Source organism: Methylocella silvestris BL2 (assembly GCF_000021745.1).
Taxonomy (GTDB): domain Bacteria; phylum Pseudomonadota; class Alphaproteobacteria; order Rhizobiales; family Beijerinckiaceae; genus Methylocapsa; species Methylocapsa silvestris.
This window is the reverse complement of sequence record NC_011666.1, coordinates 3,089,953-3,112,287: the sequence shown is the minus strand read 5'-3', so window position 1 is coordinate 3,112,287 and position 22,335 is coordinate 3,089,953. Positions and strand designations below refer to the sequence as shown.

The 22,335-nt window shown below is 63.7% G+C and carries 22 protein-coding genes; 18 read left to right on the top strand and 4 right to left on the bottom strand.

Annotation, left to right across the window (positions count from 1 at the left end):
* Positions 1 to 21: 21 nt before the first annotated feature.
* Positions 22 to 798 carry an ABC transporter ATP-binding protein gene (locus tag MSIL_RS14410; RefSeq protein ID WP_012591820.1) on the bottom strand — a complete coding sequence of 259 codons (777 nt, stop codon included), beginning with the start codon at positions 796 to 798 and terminating at the stop codon, positions 22 to 24.
* A gap of 156 nt (positions 799 to 954) precedes the next feature.
* On the opposite strand from MSIL_RS14410, the gene MSIL_RS14405 reads away from it, so the two are divergent.
* From MSIL_RS14405 to MSIL_RS14395, 3 genes are all read left to right on the top strand, one after another.
* Complete coding sequence (locus tag MSIL_RS14405; protein WP_148213103.1) at positions 955 to 1,680, top strand: TetR/AcrR family transcriptional regulator; 726 nt, start codon at positions 955 to 957, stop codon at positions 1,678 to 1,680.
* Positions 1,681 to 2,052: 372 nt separating this feature from the next.
* Positions 2,053 to 3,546: an APC family permease gene (locus MSIL_RS14400; RefSeq protein WP_012591818.1), complete on the top strand. Its 1,494-nt coding sequence runs from the start codon at positions 2,053 to 2,055 to the stop codon at positions 3,544 to 3,546.
* Positions 3,547 to 3,704: 158 nt separating this feature from the next.
* Complete coding sequence (locus MSIL_RS14395; RefSeq protein ID WP_012591817.1) at positions 3,705 to 4,148, top strand: hypothetical protein; 444 nt, start codon at positions 3,705 to 3,707, stop codon at positions 4,146 to 4,148.
* Positions 4,149 to 4,383: 235 nt separating this feature from the next.
* On the opposite strand, the gene MSIL_RS14390 is transcribed toward MSIL_RS14395, so the two are convergent.
* Positions 4,384 to 5,199, bottom strand: a complete 816-nt coding sequence (locus MSIL_RS14390; RefSeq protein WP_012591816.1) for a phosphate/phosphite/phosphonate ABC transporter substrate-binding protein — start codon at positions 5,197 to 5,199, stop codon at positions 4,384 to 4,386.
* Positions 5,200 to 5,219: 20 nt separating this feature from the next.
* Complete coding sequence (locus MSIL_RS14385) at positions 5,220 to 6,110, bottom strand: fatty acid desaturase (RefSeq protein WP_012591815.1); 891 nt, start codon at positions 6,108 to 6,110, stop codon at positions 5,220 to 5,222.
* An 808-nt stretch (positions 6,111 to 6,918) separates the two neighbouring features.
* On the opposite strand from MSIL_RS14385, the gene MSIL_RS14380 reads away from it, so the two are divergent.
* The 13 genes from MSIL_RS14380 to MSIL_RS14320 all read left to right on the top strand — a co-directional run bounded on the left by MSIL_RS14380 (position 6,919) and on the right by MSIL_RS14320 (position 19,937).
* Positions 6,919 to 7,008: a K(+)-transporting ATPase subunit F gene (locus tag MSIL_RS14380; RefSeq protein ID WP_041368079.1), complete on the top strand. Its 90-nt coding sequence runs from the start codon at positions 6,919 to 6,921 to the stop codon at positions 7,006 to 7,008.
* 9 nt (positions 7,009 to 7,017) lie between these two features.
* The gene (gene kdpA, locus MSIL_RS14375) at positions 7,018 to 8,727 is read left to right on the top strand and encodes a potassium-transporting ATPase subunit KdpA (RefSeq protein ID WP_012591813.1); all 1,710 of its coding nucleotides are present in this window, start codon (positions 7,018 to 7,020) and stop codon (positions 8,725 to 8,727) included.
* Between the two features lie 78 nt (positions 8,728 to 8,805).
* On the top strand, positions 8,806 to 10,914 hold the full coding sequence (kdpB, locus tag MSIL_RS14370; protein ID WP_012591812.1) for a potassium-transporting ATPase subunit KdpB: 2,109 nt from the start codon (positions 8,806 to 8,808) through the stop codon (positions 10,912 to 10,914).
* Positions 10,915 to 10,924: 10 nt separating this feature from the next.
* On the top strand, positions 10,925 to 11,527 hold the full coding sequence (locus MSIL_RS14365; protein ID WP_012591811.1) for a K(+)-transporting ATPase subunit C: 603 nt from the start codon (positions 10,925 to 10,927) through the stop codon (positions 11,525 to 11,527).
* 20 nt (positions 11,528 to 11,547) lie between these two features.
* Positions 11,548 to 14,253 (top strand): sensor histidine kinase, encoded by a 2,706-nt coding sequence (locus MSIL_RS14360; protein WP_012591810.1) that lies wholly within the window; start codon positions 11,548 to 11,550, stop codon positions 14,251 to 14,253.
* Positions 14,250 to 14,942, top strand: coding sequence for a response regulator (locus MSIL_RS14355; RefSeq protein ID WP_012591809.1), 693 nt, complete (start codon positions 14,250 to 14,252; stop codon positions 14,940 to 14,942). Before MSIL_RS14360 ends, MSIL_RS14355 begins: the two co-directional genes overlap by 4 nt.
* Positions 14,943 to 14,968: 26 nt before the next feature.
* Positions 14,969 to 15,424, top strand: coding sequence for a PTS sugar transporter subunit IIA (locus tag MSIL_RS14350; protein WP_012591808.1), 456 nt, complete (start codon positions 14,969 to 14,971; stop codon positions 15,422 to 15,424).
* 65 nt (positions 15,425 to 15,489) lie between these two features.
* A complete protein-coding gene (locus MSIL_RS14345) occupies positions 15,490 to 15,825 on the top strand; it encodes an ArsR/SmtB family transcription factor (RefSeq protein ID WP_012591807.1) in 336 nt (111 codons plus the stop codon).
* Positions 15,822 to 16,301, top strand: coding sequence for an SRPBCC family protein (locus MSIL_RS14340; protein ID WP_012591806.1), 480 nt, complete (start codon positions 15,822 to 15,824; stop codon positions 16,299 to 16,301). The genes MSIL_RS14345 and MSIL_RS14340 overlap by 4 nt, the downstream gene beginning before the upstream one ends.
* Positions 16,298 to 16,957: a glutathione S-transferase family protein gene (locus MSIL_RS14335; protein WP_012591805.1), complete on the top strand. Its 660-nt coding sequence runs from the start codon at positions 16,298 to 16,300 to the stop codon at positions 16,955 to 16,957. The genes MSIL_RS14340 and MSIL_RS14335 overlap by 4 nt, the downstream gene beginning before the upstream one ends.
* A 249-nt stretch (positions 16,958 to 17,206) precedes the next feature.
* Positions 17,207 to 17,686 carry a TspO/MBR family protein gene (locus MSIL_RS14330; protein WP_012591804.1) on the top strand — a complete coding sequence of 160 codons (480 nt, stop codon included), beginning with the start codon at positions 17,207 to 17,209 and terminating at the stop codon, positions 17,684 to 17,686.
* A 161-nt stretch (positions 17,687 to 17,847) separates the two neighbouring features.
* Positions 17,848 to 19,581 carry a ubiquinone-dependent pyruvate dehydrogenase gene (poxB, locus tag MSIL_RS14325; protein WP_012591803.1) on the top strand — a complete coding sequence of 578 codons (1,734 nt, stop codon included), beginning with the start codon at positions 17,848 to 17,850 and terminating at the stop codon, positions 19,579 to 19,581.
* A 107-nt stretch (positions 19,582 to 19,688) separates the two neighbouring features.
* Entirely contained in the window at positions 19,689 to 19,937 is a 249-nt protein-coding gene (locus tag MSIL_RS14320; protein WP_012591802.1) for a hypothetical protein, read from the top strand.
* A gap of 121 nt (positions 19,938 to 20,058) precedes the next feature.
* Here the strand turns inward: MSIL_RS14320 and MSIL_RS14315 are convergent, their stop codons facing one another.
* Positions 20,059 to 20,436: a GtrA family protein gene (locus tag MSIL_RS14315; RefSeq protein WP_012591801.1), complete on the bottom strand. Its 378-nt coding sequence runs from the start codon at positions 20,434 to 20,436 to the stop codon at positions 20,059 to 20,061.
* Positions 20,437 to 20,579: 143 nt separating this feature from the next.
* Here MSIL_RS14315 and MSIL_RS14310 point away from each other — a divergent pair, with 143 nt between their 5' ends.
* Both MSIL_RS14310 and trxB read left to right on the top strand, forming a co-directional pair.
* Positions 20,580 to 21,074, top strand: coding sequence for a DUF992 domain-containing protein (locus MSIL_RS14310; RefSeq protein WP_012591800.1), 495 nt, complete (start codon positions 20,580 to 20,582; stop codon positions 21,072 to 21,074).
* A 182-nt stretch (positions 21,075 to 21,256) separates the two neighbouring features.
* Entirely contained in the window at positions 21,257 to 22,237 is a 981-nt protein-coding gene (trxB, locus tag MSIL_RS14305; protein WP_012591799.1) for a thioredoxin-disulfide reductase, read from the top strand.
* The last annotated feature ends 98 nt before the right edge of the window (positions 22,238 to 22,335 follow it).

Genomic DNA, 22,335 nt, shown 5'->3' with positions numbered 1-22,335 from the left:
AATCTTCGTTTCACGGGAGCGTCAGGCCAAGGCCGCCGCCGGCTGCGGCAAAATCTGCGGCTCGGGCTCAAGAGATGCGATGAGTCGCGCGCGCTGTTCAGCATAGACCTCGCCGCCGCGCGGGGCCTTCGGCAGATCAAGATCGGCGATGACCCGGCCAGGGTTCGAGGCCATGACGATGGTGCGGGCGGCAAGGCTCAGCGCGTCGTCGACGTCATGGGTGACGAGGATCAGCGTGATGCGAAGCTGCTCGACGATCGCATCGACTTCATTCCGCAATTCGGCGCGCGTCACCGGGTCGAGCGCGGAAAACGGCTCGTCAAGCAGAAGGATTTCCGGGTCCACGGCGAGCGAGCGGGCCAACGCGACACGCTGCTGCTGGCCGCCAGACAGTTCCGTCGCCCGCGCGCTGCCGTAGCCAGCGAGGCCGACGAGGTCCAGCAAGCGCTCGACGCGCGACGGCGCCTCGGCCTGCCGACCGGCGAACCGCAAGGCGAGCGCCACATTTCCGGCGACGTCCAGCCACGGAAAGAGCAGCGGACGCTGGAACATGAGGTTGCAGCGCGGCGACGGCGCGCCCACGGGGCTCCCATGGATGCGCACTTCGCCCGAGGACGGGCGGGCCAGTCCGGCGATGATCTGCAGCAGCGTCGATTTACCGGAGCCGCTGCGGCCGATGATGGTAAGGCGCTCGGCCCGGCCGACGCTGAAGGAAACGCGGTTGAGGACGAGCGCGCTGCGTCCCCGGTAGCGGTGGCTGAGGCCTAAAATCTGGATATGAGGCGTCGAACTGGACATGGGGCCTCGGCTCTGAGAACAATAGTATATAAGATCGATGGATATAATCAAGGGCGCGCTTCAAGACCGTGGGCCGCCGGCGTCTCTCCGAGCAGCTCATTGCGCGACGCCTCGATCTGCGTCACGATCTCTTCAAATAACGAGACCGATCATTCTATGAGTTCATCACGACAATCCCGCTCCGGACTGCGCGTCGCCAGGACGGCGCAGCGTCGCAAAGAGACGCCCACGGCTGCGCCGGGCCCTCTTTTGCGCGGCGCTCGGTCGCATCTTGAGGACAGCCGTGACGCGCCGCCGCGCAGACTGCTTCTCGAGGCCGCCATTCGGCTGTTCTGCCGAGGGGGAATTGGCGCAACCAGCGTCGACGCCGTGGTGGCCGAATCGGGCATTGCGCGGATGACCCTCTACAATCATTTCGGATCGAAGGAAGGGCTCGTGCTGGCCGCGCTGCAGCATGAGGGGGCTGCGTGGCGCACGTGGTTCTTTACGCGCCTCGCCGAAATCGGCGGCCCGGCGCGGGCGCGCCTGATCGGCGTCTTCGATATTTTAGAGGAATGGTTCGTCCGCGACGATTATTTCGGATGCGCCTTCATGAATGCGGTGCTCGAAGCGCGCAATCAGGACGGGGCTGTGGCAGCGATCACTTTCGCCCACAAGGCCCAGGTGCTCGAACAACTCAGGGCGCTCGCTGCCGCCGCCGGCGCCGCCGAGCCCGACGCGCTGGCGCAGCAGATCGATCTCGTCATGGACGGCGCCATCGTCAAGGCGCTGATCAAACGAAGCGCGCAACCCGCGCTTGAGGCCAAAATCGTCGCCGCCGCCTTGCTAGTCCGGCATCTTGGGGCCGACGCTCGCCCACCGTCCGCCGCGGGCGACGCCTGAGGTTTTGCCGGCCGAGGCGCCGCGGGGCCGCGCCACCAAATTCAGCGCATCAAGGGCGTCCATTGGGCCGCGCGCAGCGGCGGCAGCCATTGCGCAAACCAAGATCATCTCGGAAAGATGCGTCGGAGCGTGATGTATTCAATTTGTAGAAGAATTTTCTTCTTGCGAAAATGTCATTGATACGCGACAAAAACGTCATCAAGCGATTGATGCATAGACCCTTGTAATTCATAGATTTTGTAGGGTTTCGAAGGCACCGCCCGGCGCGGTCGCCATCTGCGCTTTCGCATGCACACACAACGCTTGTTGATCCGGCGAGCAATCGCACGGGCCGGTAGCGCATGCTCCAGACAATGAGGTGAACGACGCATTATGGACTTACCCGACCCCGTTCGACGTGTCGCCGACGCAGCGCAGCCCTCCCGGAGCCATGGCTCCCTCAGGCGCGACTGCCTCTCATATCCCGAAGTTCTGTCGCAATCGATCTCGGTGATCGCGCCGTCGACGGTGCCCGCGGCGGTGCTCGGACTGATCTTCGCGACCTCCGGCAACGGAACGTGGCTTAGCTTCGCGCTCGGCATGGTCGGCCTCGTCCTCGTCAGCCTCAACATCAATCAGTTCGCGCGGCGCTCTGCTTCGCCCGGGTCGCTCTACACCTATATCGTCAAGGGGCTCGGTCCGACCGCCGGCGTCCTCGGCGGCTGGGCGCTCGCCTTTGGCTACACGGTCACAGGCATGTCGACCCTATGCGGGTTCTCGATCGTTGCGGGGCTGATGCTCCAGCGGGTCGGCGTTCACGTCAATCCAATGGCGCTCTTTGCGCTCGCCTCGCTTGGCGCGTTTTTTATCGCGAAGCGCGACGTCCAGCTGTCGGCCAAGATGATGCTCGTCCTTGAAGGCGCCGCGCTGGCGCTGATCCTCTTCCTTGGCTTCCTGATCTGGAAGCACGAAGGCTTCGCCGTCGACGCGCAGCAGGTCACGCTCGCCGGGGCGACGCCGGGCGGCGTGCTCGCCGGCATCGTGCTCGTCGTCTTCGGCTTTTCCGGATTCGAGAGTTCGACGTCGCTCGGCGGCGAGGCGAAGGATCCGTTGCGCTCGATTCCGCGGTCGGTCATTCAGAGCGTTGTTGTGTCCGGCCTCATTTTCATCTTCATGGCCTATGTCGTCATTCTGGCCTTCAACCGGGGCGGCGGCGACCTTGGAAGCTCGGAGTCTCCTCTGCAGGTTCTCGCAGAACGGATGGGGCTCGGCTTTTTCGGCGTCGCAATCAACCTCGGCATCCTCGTGAGCTTCTTCGCCTGCACCCTCGCCGCCATCAACTCGACGGCCCGGATCATGTTCTCAATGGCGCGTCACGGCCTCATCTTCGACGCGCTTGGCGACGCCCATGAGACGAACAAGACGCCGCATGTCGCGATCGGCGTGGCCACGCTGATCACCTTCCTGGCGCCGGCGATCGTCTATCTTGCGGGCGTCACCGCCTTCGACGCCCAAGGTTATTTCGGAACGCTGTGCAGCTTCGGCTTCCTCGTGACCTATGTGCTGATCTCGCTCGCCCCGCTGCCTTACCTGCGCAGCATCGGCAAGCTGACGCCCGGCGCCGCCGCCTGCTCCGCGCTCGGAACAGGCTTTATGATCCTTCCGTTCCTCGGATCGATCGGCATTCCCGGCAGCACGCTCTTCCCGCCGCCGGACAGCCATCTGCTGTTGTATCTGTTCGTCGCCTATATGGCCGTCGGGCTAGCCTGGCTCATGTTCGAGCGCTTCCGCCGGCCCAAGATGATCCCCGCCATGCACAGCGCGATCGAGGCGTTGGAGGCGCAGTTCGTCCAGTCTGCGAATGTTCTGGAACAGCCGATCCGCTAGAGCATGACGCAATATCCGCAGGGCCCGCTCTGCGACTTTCTCGCCGCCGCGACGCGGCGAGTCCTTATTGAAACGGATTGAGGCACGAAGCGCCGCGCGAGACCAACGCGGCTTCGATCGATCCCATTGAAAACGACGCGAAGGCAAAGGATGAAATGATGAGCGCAACATTTGAAGAGACGCAGGAAGCCGGCCGATTTTCGTTCCTCGGAGATGCGCTGGGAAGCGCGGCGGGGACAGTTGGAGCCGCAATCGTGACCGTCGGCGCCTCGACAAAGGCCGCCGCGCAAAAAGTTCAGGGCGGCTTGGGCGCCGGAGTCTACAAGGCGGCCTATGGGGTTTCCTACGGCGTGGTGTTTGCGGGCGTCTTTGTGACGGAGCTGCTGCCTGAGAACGCCAGCGTCAGACGGGGTTTCGAGGAGGGAGCCGACGCGGCGCGACGGGCTGTCGCAACGCGAAACGCGCTCCCGCCGTCAAAGCGCGCCAGACCCGCGGCGCCGAGAAGGCTCGCCGCCGTGGCGGCCCCGGTCAAAGCGCCGAAGAGACGATCCGTGAACAAGACCCCCAAGAGCGGCAAGATCGAAACGGCGTCCGAAAGCTGATTGGCCGAAGCGCGCCGAGCGCGCCGAGATCTTCGAGCGCGCGAATTCATCGCAGCCTGGCGGAACGCGGCGACGTTCGCGTCCTCGGACGGCTGGGATCGTGCGCTCGACGGCGAGCTGAGGGGAACGGCCTATGCGGTGGTCGAAGGCGTCGATGGTCCGGACCCGCCACAGGCTCCCCGGTCTCGGCGCCGCCGCGGCGAGCGGCCCCCGGCGCGCCGATTCAAAGGCCTCGTTAACGCAAGTCCGGGTAGCCCTCTGTCGCGGCGTCTTTTTCAATACGCAACGCAAATTCATAATCGGCCTCTGACAAGACCTCGAAGCCGCCGATCACCAGCGCCGCCCGAACGGAATCGAGCTCAGGGTCTGCCGCCACATCGTTCAACGCCCCGCGCAGAATTTCGACGACCGCATCGTCCGTCTCTCTTGCGGTGATGAATGGCGGCGCGGCGGTGCGCGTGGATCGTCCAATTTGCGTGACGCGTCGGGCGAGCGCGGGCTCGAAATGTTGGAAGTGAGCGAAGCTGACGCAATCGATTGCGGCAAGATCCGCGCGGCCGTCGGCGACCGCCTCAAGGCTCGCCAGATGAGAGCCTGTGACGACGACTGAATGAAAAAACGCCCGCTTCCCCGCCAATGGAGCAATGGCGGCGCGCAAAAGATTCATGCCGGTATTGCTGTCAAAGCCGTTGACCGCGCAGACGCTCCCGCGCAAGGCGTCCAGAGTCGGGCGGCCGGCCTTCGCATTCGTGATGAAGACGCTGCAATGGCTCCAGCTCTCGCAACCCGGCGATGTGTAAAGGGGGGTCGCGACAATTCGCGCAGCGTTCCTGAAGCGCTTCATCAGGGGATAGCCGCAGGCCTGTCCGAGCAGGAGGCGGGGGTCGCGCCATGTGGCCGCGTAATCCTCCGATCTCGTCAAGGAGATCGGGACACCGGTCAAACCCGCATCCTCAAGCCGCTTTGCGATCGCTCCCCAGAACGCGTCCGTCGCGGAAGCGAGCTGGGGCAAATCATACATGGGAAAGGCCGCGATCTTTCGGGCTCCCACGGCCACTCCAGCGCTTTTCGTCATGAAAGGAAGGGATGGACCGGCGCGTCATGCGGCTTGAAAAGAAAACGCCGCGCAATCTCACTATAGCCGTCGTAAACGCGGCCGCCATTTTTTGCGATCAGCTCCTCCCGATGCTTCCGGTACCAGCCAGGAATCCGGTACCATGGCAAATCCGGGCGCTCATGATGAACGACGTGAAGATTGTTGAAGAGGAAAAGCGGCCCGAGAATCCGGGCGTTTTCCACAATCGCAGTTCGCTCCGATACGGCGCCTGCGGCGCGATGCTCTCCAAACGACCGAATGAGGGACAAGGACGTCCCCGGATAGACAATGCCGAACAGATAAAACCATGGACTCATCTCGCAGACTCCGACGATCCAGATGAGCGCCGCCGCGCAGCCGAAGAGATGCGCGCCCCAGACGGCCAGGGCGTCGCGCGGATTCTTTCGCGCATGTGCCAGCTCCCGCGCAAATAAACGACCGGCGCTCCAGGCCGGACCGAGCGTCAATCGGCCCGCTAAGGTCGTTTGCCAGCGGACAAGGCAACGTCCGAGAGGGCCGAGGCTCCCCCACTCCTCCTCCCTCCAATAATAGGATTCAGGATCATTCGACGGATCGGTCAATGTTTCGGCGCGATGATGCGCGAGATGCGACCTCCGGTAAACATCATAGGGCAGCCATAGCGACAGCGGAACAAGGCCGATGGCGTGGTTGACGCGGGGCCACGCGGTCGGATGACCGTGCAGCAGCTCATGCTGCAACGAGGAATGCCACGCGATCAGCCAGGCGCCGAGGAGCGCGACGAGTCCGATCGGCAGATGCGCATGGAAAAAGGTCAAGACCGCCCAGCCGCCATAGATGAAGGCGGCCAGACCGATCGTGGGCCATTCGATTATCGATTTCTGCACCGGGTTGACGCCTCGATCCGGACAATTTACATATTTTTTATAGACTTTATGGATTTATGCGTCAACGGCTAGGCCAGCGCGCTCCGCTTCCGTCCTCTCAGCGCTCGGCCTACCTCATATTCGTCGCGACCGATGATGAATTCATTGTCGGAGTTGAGTGCAACGGCCTTGGTGCATGGAGGGGCGCTCCACGCCTAAGTCCCTTCCGCCCTACCGGCGCGATTGTCGATCAGGGCTTCAATGGGGTGTGTCGTCAGTTGCAATTGCAAAACCGGGTCGTCCCAACCTCGAAGTCGATATAGCCGCGCGTCCAGCCCGAGAGATAAAACAAGCCATTGTTGAAGCCCGATCCTCCCGATCGGATCATCGGCAATCGCCCGCTCCGATGGCGTCTCGAATAGCTCGACCCGATAGCCGAAGAATGCGGCCGCCAGGTTGCCGCAGGAGGCACGGCGCCGCGTCTAGCGCTCCTCTTTACCTGACACATCAAAGCTTTTTCACTCCGGACCTCGGGCTTCCGTTGTCCCGGCGCGCTGCGGCGAAAATCTTTATGCCGTCTTTATAAAGTCGGCCGGCCGCAGGGCTCGATCCTTTATGCGGCAGATGCGATCTCCAGTCGGGCCGGGACCCTTATCAGCGCCGGCGCGGTCCGGCTCCCGGAGCGCGCCGCGCGCGCTCGACGTGAAAACATCCCGGCATTGGAGATTTCGATGCTCGACGTCGCCCTCATTGGCCTTGGATTGAGCTTTTTCGCTCTCACCATCGCCTATGGCGTCCTTTGTGACCGCCTCTGACCTTAGGAGCCGTTATGACCCTTGATTATGTGCTGGGGGGAGCGGTGTCGCTGTTTCTCCTCATCTACCTCGTCTACGCGCTGCTGCGCCCCGAACGCTTCTGAGAGGCCGTCATGACATTCATCGGCTGGATTCAGATCCTGATCTTTTTTGCTCTCGTCCTCGTCGCTGTGAAGCCGCTCGGCTTTTATATGACGCGCGTCTTCACGGGCGAGAAAACCTTCCTCAGCCTGGGACTGGGTCCCGTCGAGCACGCATTTTATCGCCTTTCCGGCGTCCGGAAAGACGATGAGCAGCATTGGCTCATCTACGCGGTCGCCTTGCTGGCGTTCAACGCCGCCGGTTTCATGTTGCTCTATGCGCTGCAGCGTTTGCAAGCGTCTCTCCCCTTCAACCCGGCGGAAATGAGCGCCGTCGATCCGGCGCTCGCCTTCAACACCGCAGGCTCCTTCATCAGCAACACCGACTGGCAGAACTACGGCGGCGAATCGACCATGAGCTATCTGACGCAGATGGCCGGGCTCGCCGTGCAGAACTTCATGTCCGCCGCAACGGGCATCGCCGTCGCGATCGTTCTGATCCGCGGCTTTTCCCGGCATACATCAAGAACCGTCGGCAATTTCTGGGTCGATATGACCCGGGCGACGCTCTATGTGCTGCTGCCGATCTGCGTCGTCTTCACGCTTGTGCTTGTCTGGCAGGGCGTTCCGCAGACGCTCGGGCCCTATGTCGACGCAACGACGCTCGAAGGCGGCAAGCAGACGCTGGCGCTGGGTCCTGTCGCCTCGCAAATCGCCATCAAGATGCTGGGGACCAACGGCGGCGGCTTCTTCAACGCCAACGCCGCCCAGCCGTTCGAGAATCCGACGGCGCTCTCGAACATGATCCAGATGGCGTCGATCTTCATCATCGGCGCGGCGCTGACCAATGTGTTCGGCCGCATGGTCAACGACCAGCGCCAGGGCTGGGCGATCCTCGCCGCGATGCTGACGCTCTGCTTCATTGGCGTCGTGATCGTTTATTGGGCCGAGGCCGCCGGCAACCCGCTGATCCATGCGCTTGGCGTCAATGGGCCGAATATGGAAGGCAAGGAGGTCCGCTTCGGCGCCGCCATGTCGTCCCTCTTCGCCGTCGTCACGACGGACGCCTCCTGCGGCGCCGTCAACGCCATGCACGACAGCTTTACAGCAATCGGCGGCATGATCCCGCTGATCAATATGATGCTCGGCGAAATTATCATCGGCGGCGTCGGCTCAGGCTTTTACGGCATGATCCTGTTCATCGTCATCGCCCTGTTTGTCGCGGGCCTGATGGTCGGCCGTACGCCGGAATATCTCGGCAAGAAGATCGAAGCCAAAGAGGTCAAGATGACCATGCTCGGCGTGCTCTGCCTGCCTCTGGCCATGCTTGGCTTCACGGCGGCGGCGGTTGTGCTGCCGGCGGCAGTCGCCTCGATCGCCAATCCGGGACCGCATGGATTTTCCGAAATCCTCTACGCCTACACCTCCGTCGCCGCCAACAATGGCTCGGCGTTCGGCGGCCTCACCGGCAACACGCCCTGGTATAACGTCACGCTCGCGCTCGGCATGTTGATGGGACGGTATTTCGTGATCATTCCCGCGATTGCGATCGCCGGCTCGCTCGCCGCCAAGAAAACGGCGCCGCCGTCGCTCGGAACGTTCCCGACTCACGGCGGGCTGTTCGTCGGCCTTCTCATCGGCACGATCCTGATTGTCGGCGGCCTCACCTTCTTTCCAGCGGTGGCGCTGGGACCGATCGTCGAGCAGCTCTCGGCCCTCGCCGGACAAAGCTTTGGCGGCTGAACATCAAAGCACGTTCTCTTCATTCTCCTGAACGTCAGCACGGACCTGCCGCGCTGACGCCTTCCCCGAGAGGGACCCATGGCCAAGACCAAATCTGCAAATCTGCTTGATCCTAAAATCCTGACGCCCGCGATCGGCTCGGCTTTCGCAAAGCTCGACCCTCGCCTCCTCGCGCGCAACCCTGTGATGTTCGTGGTGGCGGTCGTCTCGCTGCTCACGACCGTGCTGTTCCTTCGCGATCTTTTGACGGGCGGCGGCCAGCTCGGCTTCTCGTTCCAGATCATCCTGTGGCTGTGGTTCACAGTGTTGTTCGCCAATTTTGCCGAAGCCGTCGCCGAAGGCCGCGGCAAGGCGCAGGCCGAGGCGCTGCGGCGCACCCGCACGCAAACGCAAGCCAAACTCTTGCCGGGCGGCGACCGCTCGAAAATGACGCTCGTGCCCGGCGAAAGCCTCAAGGTCGGCGATATCGTCCTTGTCGAAGCGGGCGACGTCATCCCGTCGGACGGCGAAGCGATCGAGGGCATCGCCTCGGTCAACGAAGCTGCGATCACCGGCGAATCCGCGCCCGTGATCCGCGAATCGGGCGGCGACCGCTCGGCCGTCACGGGCGGCACGCAGGTGCTGTCGGACGAGATCCTGGTGCGCATCACAGCGGCGGCCGGCTCGACCTTCATCGACCGCATGATCGCCCTCGTCGAAGGCGCCGAACGGCAGAAGACGCCGAACGAAATCGCGCTGAACATCCTGCTCGCCGGCATGACCTTGATCTTCGTCCTGGCGACTGTGACGATCCCGAGCTTTGCCGCCTATGCCGGCGGCGCCATTCCCGTGGTGGTGCTCGTCGCTTTGTTCGTGACGCTCATTCCGACGACCATCGGCGCGCTGTTGTCGGCCATTGGCATCGCCGGCATGGACCGCCTCGTGCGCTTCAATGTCCTCGCCATGTCGGGCCGCGCGGTGGAGGCCGCGGGCGACATCGATACGCTGCTGCTCGACAAGACCGGCACCATCACGCTCGGCAACAGGCAGGCCTCGGAATTTCGCCCTCTGCGCGGGGTCAGCGAGATCGAACTCGCCGAGGCGGCGCAATTGGCGTCGCTCGCCGACGAAACGCCGGAAGGCCGCTCGGTGGTGGTGCTCGCCAAGGAAAAATACGGCATCCGCAGCCGCGACATGGCTTCGCTGCACGCGCGTTTTGTGCCTTTCACCGCCTATACCCGCATGAGCGGCGTCGATATCAATGAAGCGGGCGCGGAGGGCCGCATCCGCAAGGGAGCGGTCGATTCGGTGCTGGCCTTCGTCAACGCCCCGACCGAGGCCGAGACGCAAGGCGGCGCCACGACGCTCTCGCGGCGCGGCGCGGCGAGCGAGGCGGCGCGCGAAATCCAGGCGATCGCATCCGACATCGGCAAGGCCGGCGGCACCCCGCTCGCCGTCGCGCGCGATGGGCGGCTGCTTGGCGTGATCTACCTCAAGGATATCGTCAAGGGCGGCATCAACGAGCGCTTCGGCGAGCTGCGCCGCATGGGCATCCGCACGGTGATGATCACCGGCGACAACCCCATGACGGCTGCCGCGATCGCCGCCGAAGCCGGGGTCGATGATTTCCTCGCCGAGGCGACGCCGGAGGCGAAGCTGAAGCTGATCCGCGCCGAGCAGGCCAAAGGCAAACTCGTCGCCATGTGCGGCGACGGCGCCAATGACGCGCCGGCGCTGGCGCAGGCCGATGTGGGCGTCGCCATGAATACCGGCACGATGGCGGCGCGCGAAGCCGGCAACATGGTCGATCTCGACAGCGATCCGACGAAGCTGATCGAGATCGTCGGCATCGGCAAACAGCTGTTGATGACGCGCGGCGCGCTCACCACCTTCTCGATAGCCAATGATGTCGCCAAATATTTCGCCATCATCCCGGCGATGTTCCTCGCCTTCTACCCGCAGCTCGGCGCGCTCAACATCATGCATCTCGGCAGCCCGCAGAGCGCCATTCTGTCGGCCATCATCTTCAATGCGCTGATCATCATTGCGCTGATTCCGTTGGCGCTGAAAGGCATCGCCTATCGGCCGATCGGAGCGTCCGCGCTGCTGCGGCGCAATCTGCTCATCTACGGCGTCGGCGGCATCCTTGCGCCCTTCATCGGCATCAAGGCGATCGACCTCGTCGTCAATTCCATTCATCTCATCTGAGAGTGCTTCCATGATCGCGCAAATCCGCCCCGCCCTTGTGATGATCGTTCTGTTCACGATCCTGACCGGGCTTATCTATCCGCTCGCCATGACGGGCGTCGCAAAAGCGCTGTTTCCGGCTGCGGCCGAAGGCAGCCTGATCACCCGCAACGGCCAAGTCGTCGGCTCGGCCCTCATCGGCCAGAACTTTACCTCGGACCGCTATTTCCACGGCCGTCCCTCGGCGACGACGACGGCGGACCCAAACGACGCCAGCAAGACGATCCCCGCGCCCTATAATGCGGCGAACTCCGCCGGCTCCAACCTCGGGCCGACCAATTCGGCGCTGATCGACCGGGTGAAAACGGATGCGGAGGCGCTCAAGGCCGAGAACCCGTCTCAGCCTGTGCCGATCGATCTCGTGACGACTTCGGGCAGCGGGCTCGATCCGCATCTGTCGCCCGAGGCCGCCTTGTTTCAGGTTCCCCGCGTCGCTAAGGCGCGCGGTCTGAGCGAAGATGCGCTGCGCCGCCTCGTCAGCGAGCATGTCGAGGGAAGGCTGCTTGGCGTCCTCGGCGAACCGCGCGTAAATGTCCTCGCCCTTAATCTGGCGCTGGACGAATCGGGCAAATAAGGGCGGCGGAGGAGCAAAGGTTGAGCGAGCGGCGCGATTTCGACAAACGGCCCTCGCCCGACGCCCTCCTCGGCGCCGCGGAGCAGGAGACTCGCGGCCGGCTGAAAGTATTTTTCGGCGCAGTTCCCGGCGTCGGCAAGACCTACGAAATGCTGACGGCGGCGCATGCGCGAAAGGCTGAAGGCGTCGACGTCGTCATCGGCGTCGTCGAGAGCCACGGCCGCCCCGAGACCGAAGCGTTGATTCGCGGTCTCGAAATCGTTCCGCTGCGGCAGATCGCCTACAAAGGCCGCACGATTGGCGAGGTCGACCTCGACGCAATCTTGAAGCGCCGGCCGCAGCTGGTCCTGATGGACGAGCTCGCCCATACCAATGCGCCGGAAAGCCGGCATCCGAAGCGCTACCTCGACGTCGAGGAGCTGTTGAACGCGGGCATCGACGTCTACACAACTCTCAATGTGCAACATCTCGAAAGCCTGAACGACGTCGTCGCGCAGATCACTCGCGTCCGCGTTCAGGAGAAAATTCCAGATTCGATTCTCGACCGCGCCGATGAAATCGAACTGATCGATCTGACGCCGAAGGACCTGATCCAGCGCCTGCATGAGGGCAAGGTCTATGCGCAGGACACGGCCGGGCGGGCGCTCGAGAATTATTTCTCCATTGGCAATCTCACCGCCTTGCGCGAACTCGCGTTGCGGCGCACCGCGCAACGGGTCGACGAGCAATTGCTCACCCATATGCAGGCCCATGCGATTTCGGGCCCCTGGGCCGCCGGCGAGCGCATTCTGGTCTGCGTCAACGACTCGCCAAACGCGATCGGCCTGGTGCGTTATGGACGGCGCGTCGCCGAACGCCTGCGCGCGCCCTGGGCCGCGATCAACATCGAGACCGGCGCCTCGGTCCGGCTCGATCAGGCCGCGCGCGACCGGCTCGCCGAAACGCTGCGGCAGGCCGAGCGTCTCGGCGCCGAAGCGATCGTGCTGCCCGGACGCACGATTACCGAGGAGATCCTGCGCTACGCCGCCGAAACCAATGTGACGCATATCGTGATCGCGCGAAGCCAGCGCCCGCGCTGGCAGGAACTTCTGCAAGGATCCGTGACTCATTCGCTGATCCGCGGCGCCGGCGACATCAGCGTCCATGTGATTGCGCCGCGCGAGGCGGCGACGCAGCCAGCCAAAACGGCTGATCCGAAAGGCGGCGCCGCCCCGTCTCTGGGCTGGAAGCAGGCGTTGGCGGTCATCGGCCTCGTCGGTCTTGCGACCGCGGTCGGCGCGGTGCTGCGCCAATATCTCGACGTCCACAATGTGGCGCTGGTCTTTCTCATGGGCGTGTTGACGAGCGCCGTCTCCTTCGGCTTGTGGCCCGCGCTGTTCGCCAGCATCGTCAGCATGCTTTCGTTCAACTTCTTTTTTCTCCGGCCGCTCTACACTTTCACCATCGCTGATCCGGAGAGCGTGGTCGCGCTGGTCTTTTTCTTCATCGTGGCGGTCATCGCCAGCAATTTGACGGCGAGCGTGCGCAGTCAGGCCGTGGTCGCGCGCAAGCGGGCGAAGACGACGGAGGACCTCTATCTGTTCAGCCGCAAGCTGGCGGGCGTCGGCGCGCTCGACGATGTGCTCTGGGCCGCCGCCTTTCAGATCGCCTCCATGCTGAGCGTCCGCGTCGTCATCCTTCTGCCCGCGGCCGACGGCAGTCTGGAGGTGCGGGCGGGCTATCCGCCGGAGGACCAGGTCGAGCCCGCCGACATCGCCGCGGCGCGCTGGGCCTTCGAGAGCAACCGTCCGGCCGGGCGCGGCGCCGACACTCTGCCGGGCGCGCAGCGGTTGTTTCTGCCGATGTGGACCGGGCGTGGCTCGATCGGCGTCGTCGGTCTCGACAGCGACCGGGAAGGCGCTTTGCTCACCCCGGAAAGCCGGCGTCTGCTCGACGCCCTGATCGACCAGACGGCGCTCGCCATCGAACGCGTCAATCTCGTCGAGGATCTCGATCGCGCGCGGCTCGTCAGCGAAACCGACCGGCTGCGCAGCGCTTTGCTCACCTCGATCTCGCATGATCTGCGCACCCCCCTCGCCTCGATCATGGGCGCGGCGGGCGCGCTCTCGGATTTCGCCGGCCAGCTCACCGACGAGTCGAAGCGCGAATTGACCGACACCATTCAGGAGGAGGCCGAGCGCCTCAACCGGTTCATCGCCAATCTGCTCGACATGACGCGGCTCGAATCCGGCGCCGTCCATCCGAACGCCGCCCCGCATGATCTCTCCGACGTCGTCGGCGCCGTGCTGAAGCGGGCGCGGAAAATTCTTGCCGCCCATCGCGTCGAGGTCGCTCTCGCGCCGGATCTGCCGATGCTCGATATTGACGCCGTATTGTTTGAACAGGCGCTGTTCAATCTTCTCGACAATGCGGCGAAATATGCGCCGGCAGGATCCTTGATCCGACTTCAGGCCGTCAAGGACGACGGCTTCGTCGTGCTGCAAATTCTCGATGAGGGACCAGGCATCCCCGCCGCCGACGTCGAGCGGATTTTCGATAAATTCACCCGCGCGCAAAAAGGCGATCAGGTCGGAGCCGGCACCGGCCTTGGCCTTGCGGTCTGCCGCGGCTTCATCGAGGCCATGCATGGAACCATCGCCGCCGGCAACCGCTCCGACACGCATGGCGCCGTCTTCACCATCCGTCTGCCCGCGCTGGAGCCGGCCAGCGGGGAGCTTTCCGCATGACCCCCATCGCGACTCACATTCTCATCATCGATGACGAGCCAGCGATCCGAAAGCTGTTGCGCACGGGGCTGCAAACCCAGGGGTTTCGCATCAGCGACGCGCCAAGCGCCCGTCTCGCCCGCGCGGCGCTCGCCGAGTCAAAGCCCGACCTTATCATTCTCGATCTCGGCCTGCCGGATACGCCGGGTCTCGAACTGTTGCGCGGCTGGCGTGAGCAGCGGCTCGACGTGCCAGTGGTGGTGTTGTCGAGCCGGACCGACGAAGCCGGCATCGTGCAGGCGCTGGAGCTTGGCGCCGACGATTATGTAACCAAGCCCTTTGGCATGAATGAGCTGTTGGCGCGCATTCGTGTGGCGCTGCGCCATCGGCTGCAGCAGCAGGGCGAACGGCCGGTATTCGAGATCGGCGACCTCACCGTCGATCTTGTGCGCCGCATCGTGCGCGTCGGCGGGCGGGAGGTGAAGCTTTCGCCGAAGGAATATGATCTGCTGCGTCTTCTGGTGCAGCATGCCGGCCGCGTTCTGACGCATCATTTCATGTTGCGCGAAATCTGGGGCGACGCGCAGGACCCGCAATATCTGCGCGTCTATGTGCGTCAGTTGCGCCAAAAGCTCGAACAAAACCCGGAACAGCCGAAATATATCCTGACCGAAACCGGCGTCGGCTACCGTCTACAGGCTCCCGAATAGATTTTTCTCGAATGGATGGATCGATCATGACTCCGGAACAGATCATCGGCCGGGATGGCGTGCTGCTGATCGAGAAAACCGCCGACAAGCACGCCCTGCTTGCGACGCTCGCGCATCGGCTGGCGGAGCGCGCCGGCTGCGACGAGCCGGCGCTGCTTGCGGCTGTGCTGAAGCGCGAAGCGCTTGGCTCGACCGGCATCGGCGACGGCGTCGCGATCCCGCATGCGCGCCTTGCCAATGTCAAAAATCCGGTCGGCGTCCTTGCGATCCTCAGCCGCCCGGTCGATTTCCAGGCGATCGACGACAAGCCGGTTGACGTCGCCGTGCTGTTGGCGCTCCCCGAAACCGGAGCCGGGGCCGCGCTTGAAGCGCTGAGCTGCCTCTCGCGGCGCCTGCGCCAATCCGGATTGCGCGCGGATTTGCGGCGCGCCGTCAGCAGCGGCGCCGCCTATGAGATTTTATGCGCCGATCGCAAGCCCTGAGCGTCTGATCCAAAACACTTAAGCAGCCGCTTGACTTTCCAGTTTCGATCTTATTAGTTAAGCAAATGGTTGAGTATTCGGGCCAACTGGACAGAGCGTTCCACGCCCTTGCTGACGCGACGCGACGCGGGATTCTTGAGCGATTATCGCGAGGGCCTGCCTCCGTGAGCGAGCTTGCCAAGCCATATAGCTTGTCGCTTGCGGCGATCCATCAGCACGTCCAGGTGCTCGAGGCCAGCGGGCTTGTCGTGACGGAAAAGCACGGACGAACCCGCGAGTGCAGGATTTCCGGAGAAGCTGTCCTGCGCGTTGAGATCTGGCTGAGCGAGCGCCGCCTGCTGTGGGAAGATCGCTTCGACCTGCTCGGAAAACTGCTTGAAAGCGGAGAGGAGCAAACGTGACGACGCCACCCTTTTTCCACGGCATTTTCACCATCCGCCGATCGTGGGCGGCGCCGCCGGCGCGTGTATTCAAGGCGTGGTCCGATCCGGAATTGAAATCGCAATGGTTCACCGGCCCGGCTGATCGCTGGACCCTAAAGCGACGCACAATGGATTTTCGCGCGGGGGGAATAGAAGTGCTGGAAGGTCGCTTCAACCAGAGCGGTCTCGAGACGCTCTTTGAAGCCCGATTCCATCTTATCGAGCCGAATTGCCGCCTTGTCTATGCGTATGACCTCTACCATTCCGGGAGCTTTCATTCCGTCACTTTGTCGAGCCTGATCCTTGAGCCCGAAGCAAGTGGAACCGCCCTGTCCTATACCGAGCAGATCGTGTTTCTGGATGGCAAGGATGGAACCGAAAGCCGCCGCCACGGCACAGCCCTGCAGTTCGATATGATCGAAAACACGCTTCAATTGAACGGAGTCTCCCAATGAGACCCGAACTATATGGCCACCCTTTTGCCAGCCATGTCTGGAAACCATTGATTGCGCTTTACGAAAGAGGCGTCGATTTTACGTTTCAGATGGTTGACGGCGAGCATCCGGACAACCAGGCCCGCATAGCTGAACTCTCACCGACTGGGCAGTTCCCCGCTCTGATTGACGGGCTGCGGCCTATCACCGGGAGCAACGCTGTAATTGAATATCTCGACCTGTATCACGGAGCCGCGCCGCCTATGGTGCCGAAAGACCCGCGCGACGCGCTCGACGCCCGCATGATGGCGGACGTGTTTGACGATTATATTCATAATCCTATGCAGCGGATCGTGGGGGACGCATTGCGCGCTAAGAACGAAACCGACCCGCGTGGCGTGGCAGATGCGCGCGCAGCGCTGGAGCGAACCTATGACTGGCTGGAAAAGCGGCTACAGACTGGGGAATGGGCTGCATGTGGCCAATTTACGATCGCGGACTGCGCTGCTGCGCCGGCTCTATTCTATTCAGATTGGGTGCAGCCGATCCCTCAACTGCATTCCGCACTGGCGGCCTATCGGGCGCGACTTTTGTCCAGACCATCCGTTGCTCGTGTCGTAGATGAGGCGCGCCCCTATCGTAAATTCTTTCCCTTGGGGGCGCCGGATAGAGATTAGACGCGCTGCGGCGGCAGGCCGACGCCTTGCAGTGAATTTTGGGCAATCCGTTGCTTCTGCCTCCGCCTGAATCGGACTCTGAAGCTTGGCGTTGATTCACAATCAATCATTTAACCCCGGCTGGGTCTGACTGGTCGTCGCCGCGCCAAGTCCGGCGACGCGCTCGCTGACGCGCCGCACGGAACCGCATTGCCTCATTTCGGGTTTCGCAGCCGCGCGGCAGATCGCGCGCGCCAAGGAAGAGACATAATGCTCCCCATTGCCGTCGCAGCCGTTATCACTGTTCTTGTTCTCGCGGCCGGCAGAATGATGACGACGGTCGGCCCGTGGTATCGCAATCTGCGCAAACCCGCATGGAATCCGCCCGATTGGGTTTTCGGTCCCGCCTGGACGATCATCCTCGGGCTTGCCGCCTGGTCCGGCGTGCTGGCCTGGGCCAACGCCCCGGACGCCGCGGCGCAGCTTCGCATCGCGCTTCTGTTCGGCGTTAATATCGTCCTGCATATGCTGTGGAGTCCGCTCTTCTTCAATCTGCGGCGGCCCGACTGGGCGTTGATCGAGATCCCGTTTCTTTGGCTATCGATCCTTGCGCTCATGGCCGGCCTTGCGCCGCTGTCTTCGCTGGCGGTTTGGCTGCTCCTGCCCTATCTTTTGTGGGTTACTTTTGCCGCCTTCCTCAATCTCACGATCGTCAGGATCAACGCGCCCTTCGCGCCCGCGAAGTCCTGAAAACAGATCCGTAACTCTCCGCCCGCTCCGGCCTTGACGACGGTCAACGCTGGCGCAATTTTGCCGTGGCCCTATCCTGCCAGAAAATGCCGCGGCGGCCGGAGCTTTGCGGCTGATCCGCGCGTTTGGACAGGCAATCCGTCGCAACGCGGGACATTTTCATGAAAATCAACACCGTGGCTGACCTGCTGGTCGAAACCCTCAATCAGATCGGCGTCGGCCGCATCTATGGCGTCGTTGGCGACAGCCTCAACGCCGTGACGGAAGCAATCCGCGTTCGCGGCGCGCCGGAGTGGATTCACATGCGCAATGAGGAGGCCGGCGCTTTCGCGGCCGGCGCCGAGGCGCATTTGACCGGAAACCTCGCGGTTTGCGCCGGCAGTTGCGGCCCCGGCAATCTGCATCTCATCAATGGGCTGTTCGACTGCCACCGCTCGCGCGTGCCGGTTCTCGCCATCGCCGCGCATATTCCAAGCCCCGAGATCGGCTCGGGCTATTTTCAGGAGACGCACCCGCAGAATTTGTTCAGCGAATGCAGCCATTTCTGCGAGCTGGTCTCAGTGCCGGAGCAAATGCCGCGCGTCCTCGAAAGCGCGATCCGCGCCGCCCTCGGACGCGGCGGCGTGTCGGTCATCGTGCTGCCGGGCGACGTCGCCATGCAGCCGGCGGCCGCGACCGCGATATCGCCAAATTCCGGCCTGCTTCCGCCGCCGCCCGAGGCGCGGCCGCCGGTTGCCGAGATCGAGGCGCTGGCCGGGCTGCTGCGCGACGCAAAGAAGGTTACGCTGCTTTGCGGCCGCGGGACAAAGGGCGCCCACGCCGAGCTTCTGGAGCTCGCCGAAACGTTGAAAGCGCCGATCGTCCACGCGCTCGGCGGCAAGGAATATGTCGAATACGACAATCCCTACGACGTCGGCATGACCGGCCTGATCGGCTTCAGCTCGGGCTATCAGGCGATGAAGGATTGCGATGTCCTGTTGATGCTCGGCACGGATTTTCCCTATCGCCAGTTCTATCCGGAGCAGGCGAAGATCGCGCAGATCGACCTTCGGCCGGAAAATCTCGGCCGCCGCTGCCGGCTCGAACTCGGCCTTGTCGGCGACGTGAAGACCAGTCTTCGCGCTCTGCTGCCGCGCCTTGCCGCAAAGGAGGATCGGGCGCACCTCGACGCCTGTCTCGCGCATTATAAAAAGGCGCGCGAGGGCCTTGACGATCTGGCGACCGGCGAGCCGGGCAAAAAGCCGATTCATCCGCAGTTCGTCGCAAAGACGGTCAGCGAAGTCGCCAGTCAGGACGCTGTTTTCACCTGTGACGTGGGCACGCCGACGGTCTGGGCGGCGCGCTACCTCAAGATGAACGGAAAGCGCCGCCTGATCGGCTCCTTCGTGCATGGATCAATGGCGAACGCCATGCCCCAGGCGATCGGCGCGCAGGCGGCCTTCCCGAAGCGGCAGATCATCTCCTTCTCGGGCGACGGCGGCTTCGCAATGCTGATGGGCGATTTCCTCACGCTGCGTCAGCAGAAACTGCCCGTCAAGATCGTCATTTTCAACAATGGAACGCTCGGCTTCGTCGAGCTGGAGATGCAGTCCGCCGGCTTCCTGCACATGGGGGTCAGCCTCGACAATCCGGATTTCGCCGCCATGGCCAAAGCGATCGGCGTCTATGGCGAGCGGGTCGAAGACCCCGCAGATCTCCGCGGCGCCCTGGAGCGGGCCTTCGGCCATGACGGCCCGGCGCTGGTCGACGTCGTGACCGCGCGGCATGAACTGCCGATGCCGCCAAAGGCGACGGTCGAACAGATGAAGGGCTTCAGCCTTTATATGCTGCGCGCGGTCATGAACGGGCGCGGCGACGAGATCATCGATCTCGCGCGCACCAATCTTCTGCGTTGAGCGCGCTTTTCTGCGATTTTTTTAAGCCGCCATTGAACTTTGCTGCAAGCTTGAGCGTTTAGAAGTAGCAGCATGCGCCTTAGGCAAGGCGGCTTTTGGAGAGTTCGATGAAACTGCTTGCGACAGTTGCGGCCGGCTTTACGGTCGCGTGCGCGTTTTCGGGCGCGACGATCGCTCAAGTTCGCACCTATGGCCCGGCGGCGCCTTATTTGACGACGGGCCGCAGCGTCGCCGTTCCGCATTATGTTGAACGCGACGAAACGACATATCAGGACGCCGGCGCGAAATCGCGGGAGGTTCCCTCGGTCGATGGCGCCGCGCCGGCCACGCCAGACCGGGACGCGATCGCGCACTGAGTAGCGCCGCCGTTTCCGCAACCGTGCTCGATCGCGCCGGTCGGGGACGCTTTTTGTCGCCATTCTTCGCCCGCATCTCCGTGGACTCGTGGCGCTTGCTGCTTCCTCGCGCCGCAGCCTCTCAGGCGAATGTCCAGATCCGGTGCGCCAGAAACGTCCATAGGGTGACGATGCCCGTCGTCACCACCTGGGCGGCAAGGTAGGGGACGCCTGCCCCATTCACGAACAGCGACATGAAAGCATAGGTCAGCGCCGCCGCGACAAGGGCGACCAGCGCGAATCGCACGCCCGTGCGCCGGTGCGGACGCTTCGAGCGGAACGTATGGCGCCGGTTCAACACATAGGAGAGCGCCGCGCCCGCGACGCTGCCGGCGACAGCGGCCGCCGGAGGGGCGGCGCGCAAAACTTCGACAAGGCCGATCAGAACCCCATAGTGGAGAGCCGTCGCAAGAAGGCCGACGCCGGTGAAGGATGAAAGCTGGCGAAAGAACTGCGGCATCGCTATAGATCGCTTCCCCATCGGCGTTTTCGCCGCGCGGGGTTGTTTTGGTCGGGACTTTAGCTTTGTCAATGTCGCGGTTTGCGACGCGCCGCTGGCCGGAGCCTGGGCGCGAAGCGGCCGGCCCGTCTTGGAGATAGATAATGAATAACTTTTTTCGGGGATCTCTTGCGGCTCTCGCCGGCGGCCTCGCCATGGTCGGGATCGCTGCTGGCGGCGCTGACGCCGCCATCACCCGCGCCGGCGTGCTGCAATGCAATGTCGCGGCCGGGGTCGGCTTTATCGTCACGTCGAGTCGGGCGCTCTCCTGCGTGTTCAGCCCCCGCCGCGGGCAGCCGGAATATTATGTCGGGACGATCCGCCGCTTCGGCCTCGACATCGGCTTCACCACCGGCGGCCAGTTCGCCTGGGCTGTTCTCGCCGCCGGGCGCTCCGTGCCGCCCTTCGCGCTGGCGGGCGAATTCGTCGGCGCCGGGGGCAACGCCTCTTTCGGCGGCGGCCTGACCGCCAATGTGCTTGTCGGCGGCAACAACCGGTCGATCAGCCTGCAGCCGCTGTCGGTCGGCGTCGAGTCCGGGATCAACCTTTCCGCGGGCGTCGGCGCCATCACGCTCGAGCCGGTGGCAAACCCGCGCTAACGTCCGGTTCGGAGCAGAGCGTGGCGTTCGCGCAGCGGGCGGCGCGCTTTCTTGAGCCGCGGTCCGGCGGGCGCGTCGCGCCCGCCGCTGCCTTCAAAATCATGCTGCAGTTGCAGCCAGAGCGCCGGACGCCTAAATTTGGCAGGCGAGCCGGCCTGGCCGCGCCCTATCGAGACGCCGCCATGTCCGCTTCCCCCGCCGCCCGATCCTCCCACGCCAAAGTCATCATCGTCGGATCTGGCCCGGCCGGCTACACCGCCGCGATCTATGCGGCGCGGGCGATGCTCGAGCCGGTGGTGATCGCCGGGTTCGAAGCCGGCGGACAGCTGATGATCACCACCGACGTCGAGAACTACCCAGGCTTCGCCTCGCCGGTCCAGGGTCCCTGGCTCATGGAGCAGATGCGCGCGCAGGCGGAAAATGTCGGCGCGCGGATGATCTCGGATCATATCGTCAAGGTTGAGCTTGACCGGCGGCCGTTCCGCCTGTTCGGCGATAGCGGCGAGGCTTATGTCTGCGACAGCCTGATCATCGCCACGGGCGCCAAGGCGAAATGGCTGGGCCTGCCGTCGGAACAGGCGTTCAAAGGCTATGGCGTCTCGGCCTGCGCCACTTGCGACGGATTTTTCTACCGCGGCAAGGATGTAATCGTCGTCGGCGGCGGCAATTCCGCAGTCGAGGAAGCCTTGTACCTCAGCCATCTCGCCGCGCGGGTGACGGTGGTCCATCGCGGCTCGGCCTTCCGGGCCGAACGCATCCTTCAGGAGCGCCTGTTCAAACGGCCGAATGTCGAAATCATCTGGGATCACGTCGTGGACGAGATCCACGGCTCCGACAATCCGCCCGGCGTCACGCATGTCACCTTGAAGAACGCCGTAACCGGCGCGCTCCAGCCGATCGAGGCGCATGGCGTCTTCGTGGCGATCGGCCACAAGCCCGCGTCGGAACTGTTCGCCGGCCAGCTCGACATCAAACCGAACGGCTATATCCAGACCGCTCCGAATTCGACCGCGACCAATATTCCGGGGGTCTTCGCCGCCGGCGACGTGACCGACGACATCTATCGCCAGGCGGTGACGGCGGCGGGCATGGGCTGCATGGCCGCGCTCGAGGCCGAACGCTGGCTCGCGGCCGAGGAGCATCGCCGGATCGCCGCGGAATAGGCATCAAATTTCCGCGCGTTCCTCTGGCGCCGTTGCAGTTTCAAGGATTTGCGTCATCCTCCCGGCGGACAGCGCGCCTCAAGACGCGCCGGCGCGGG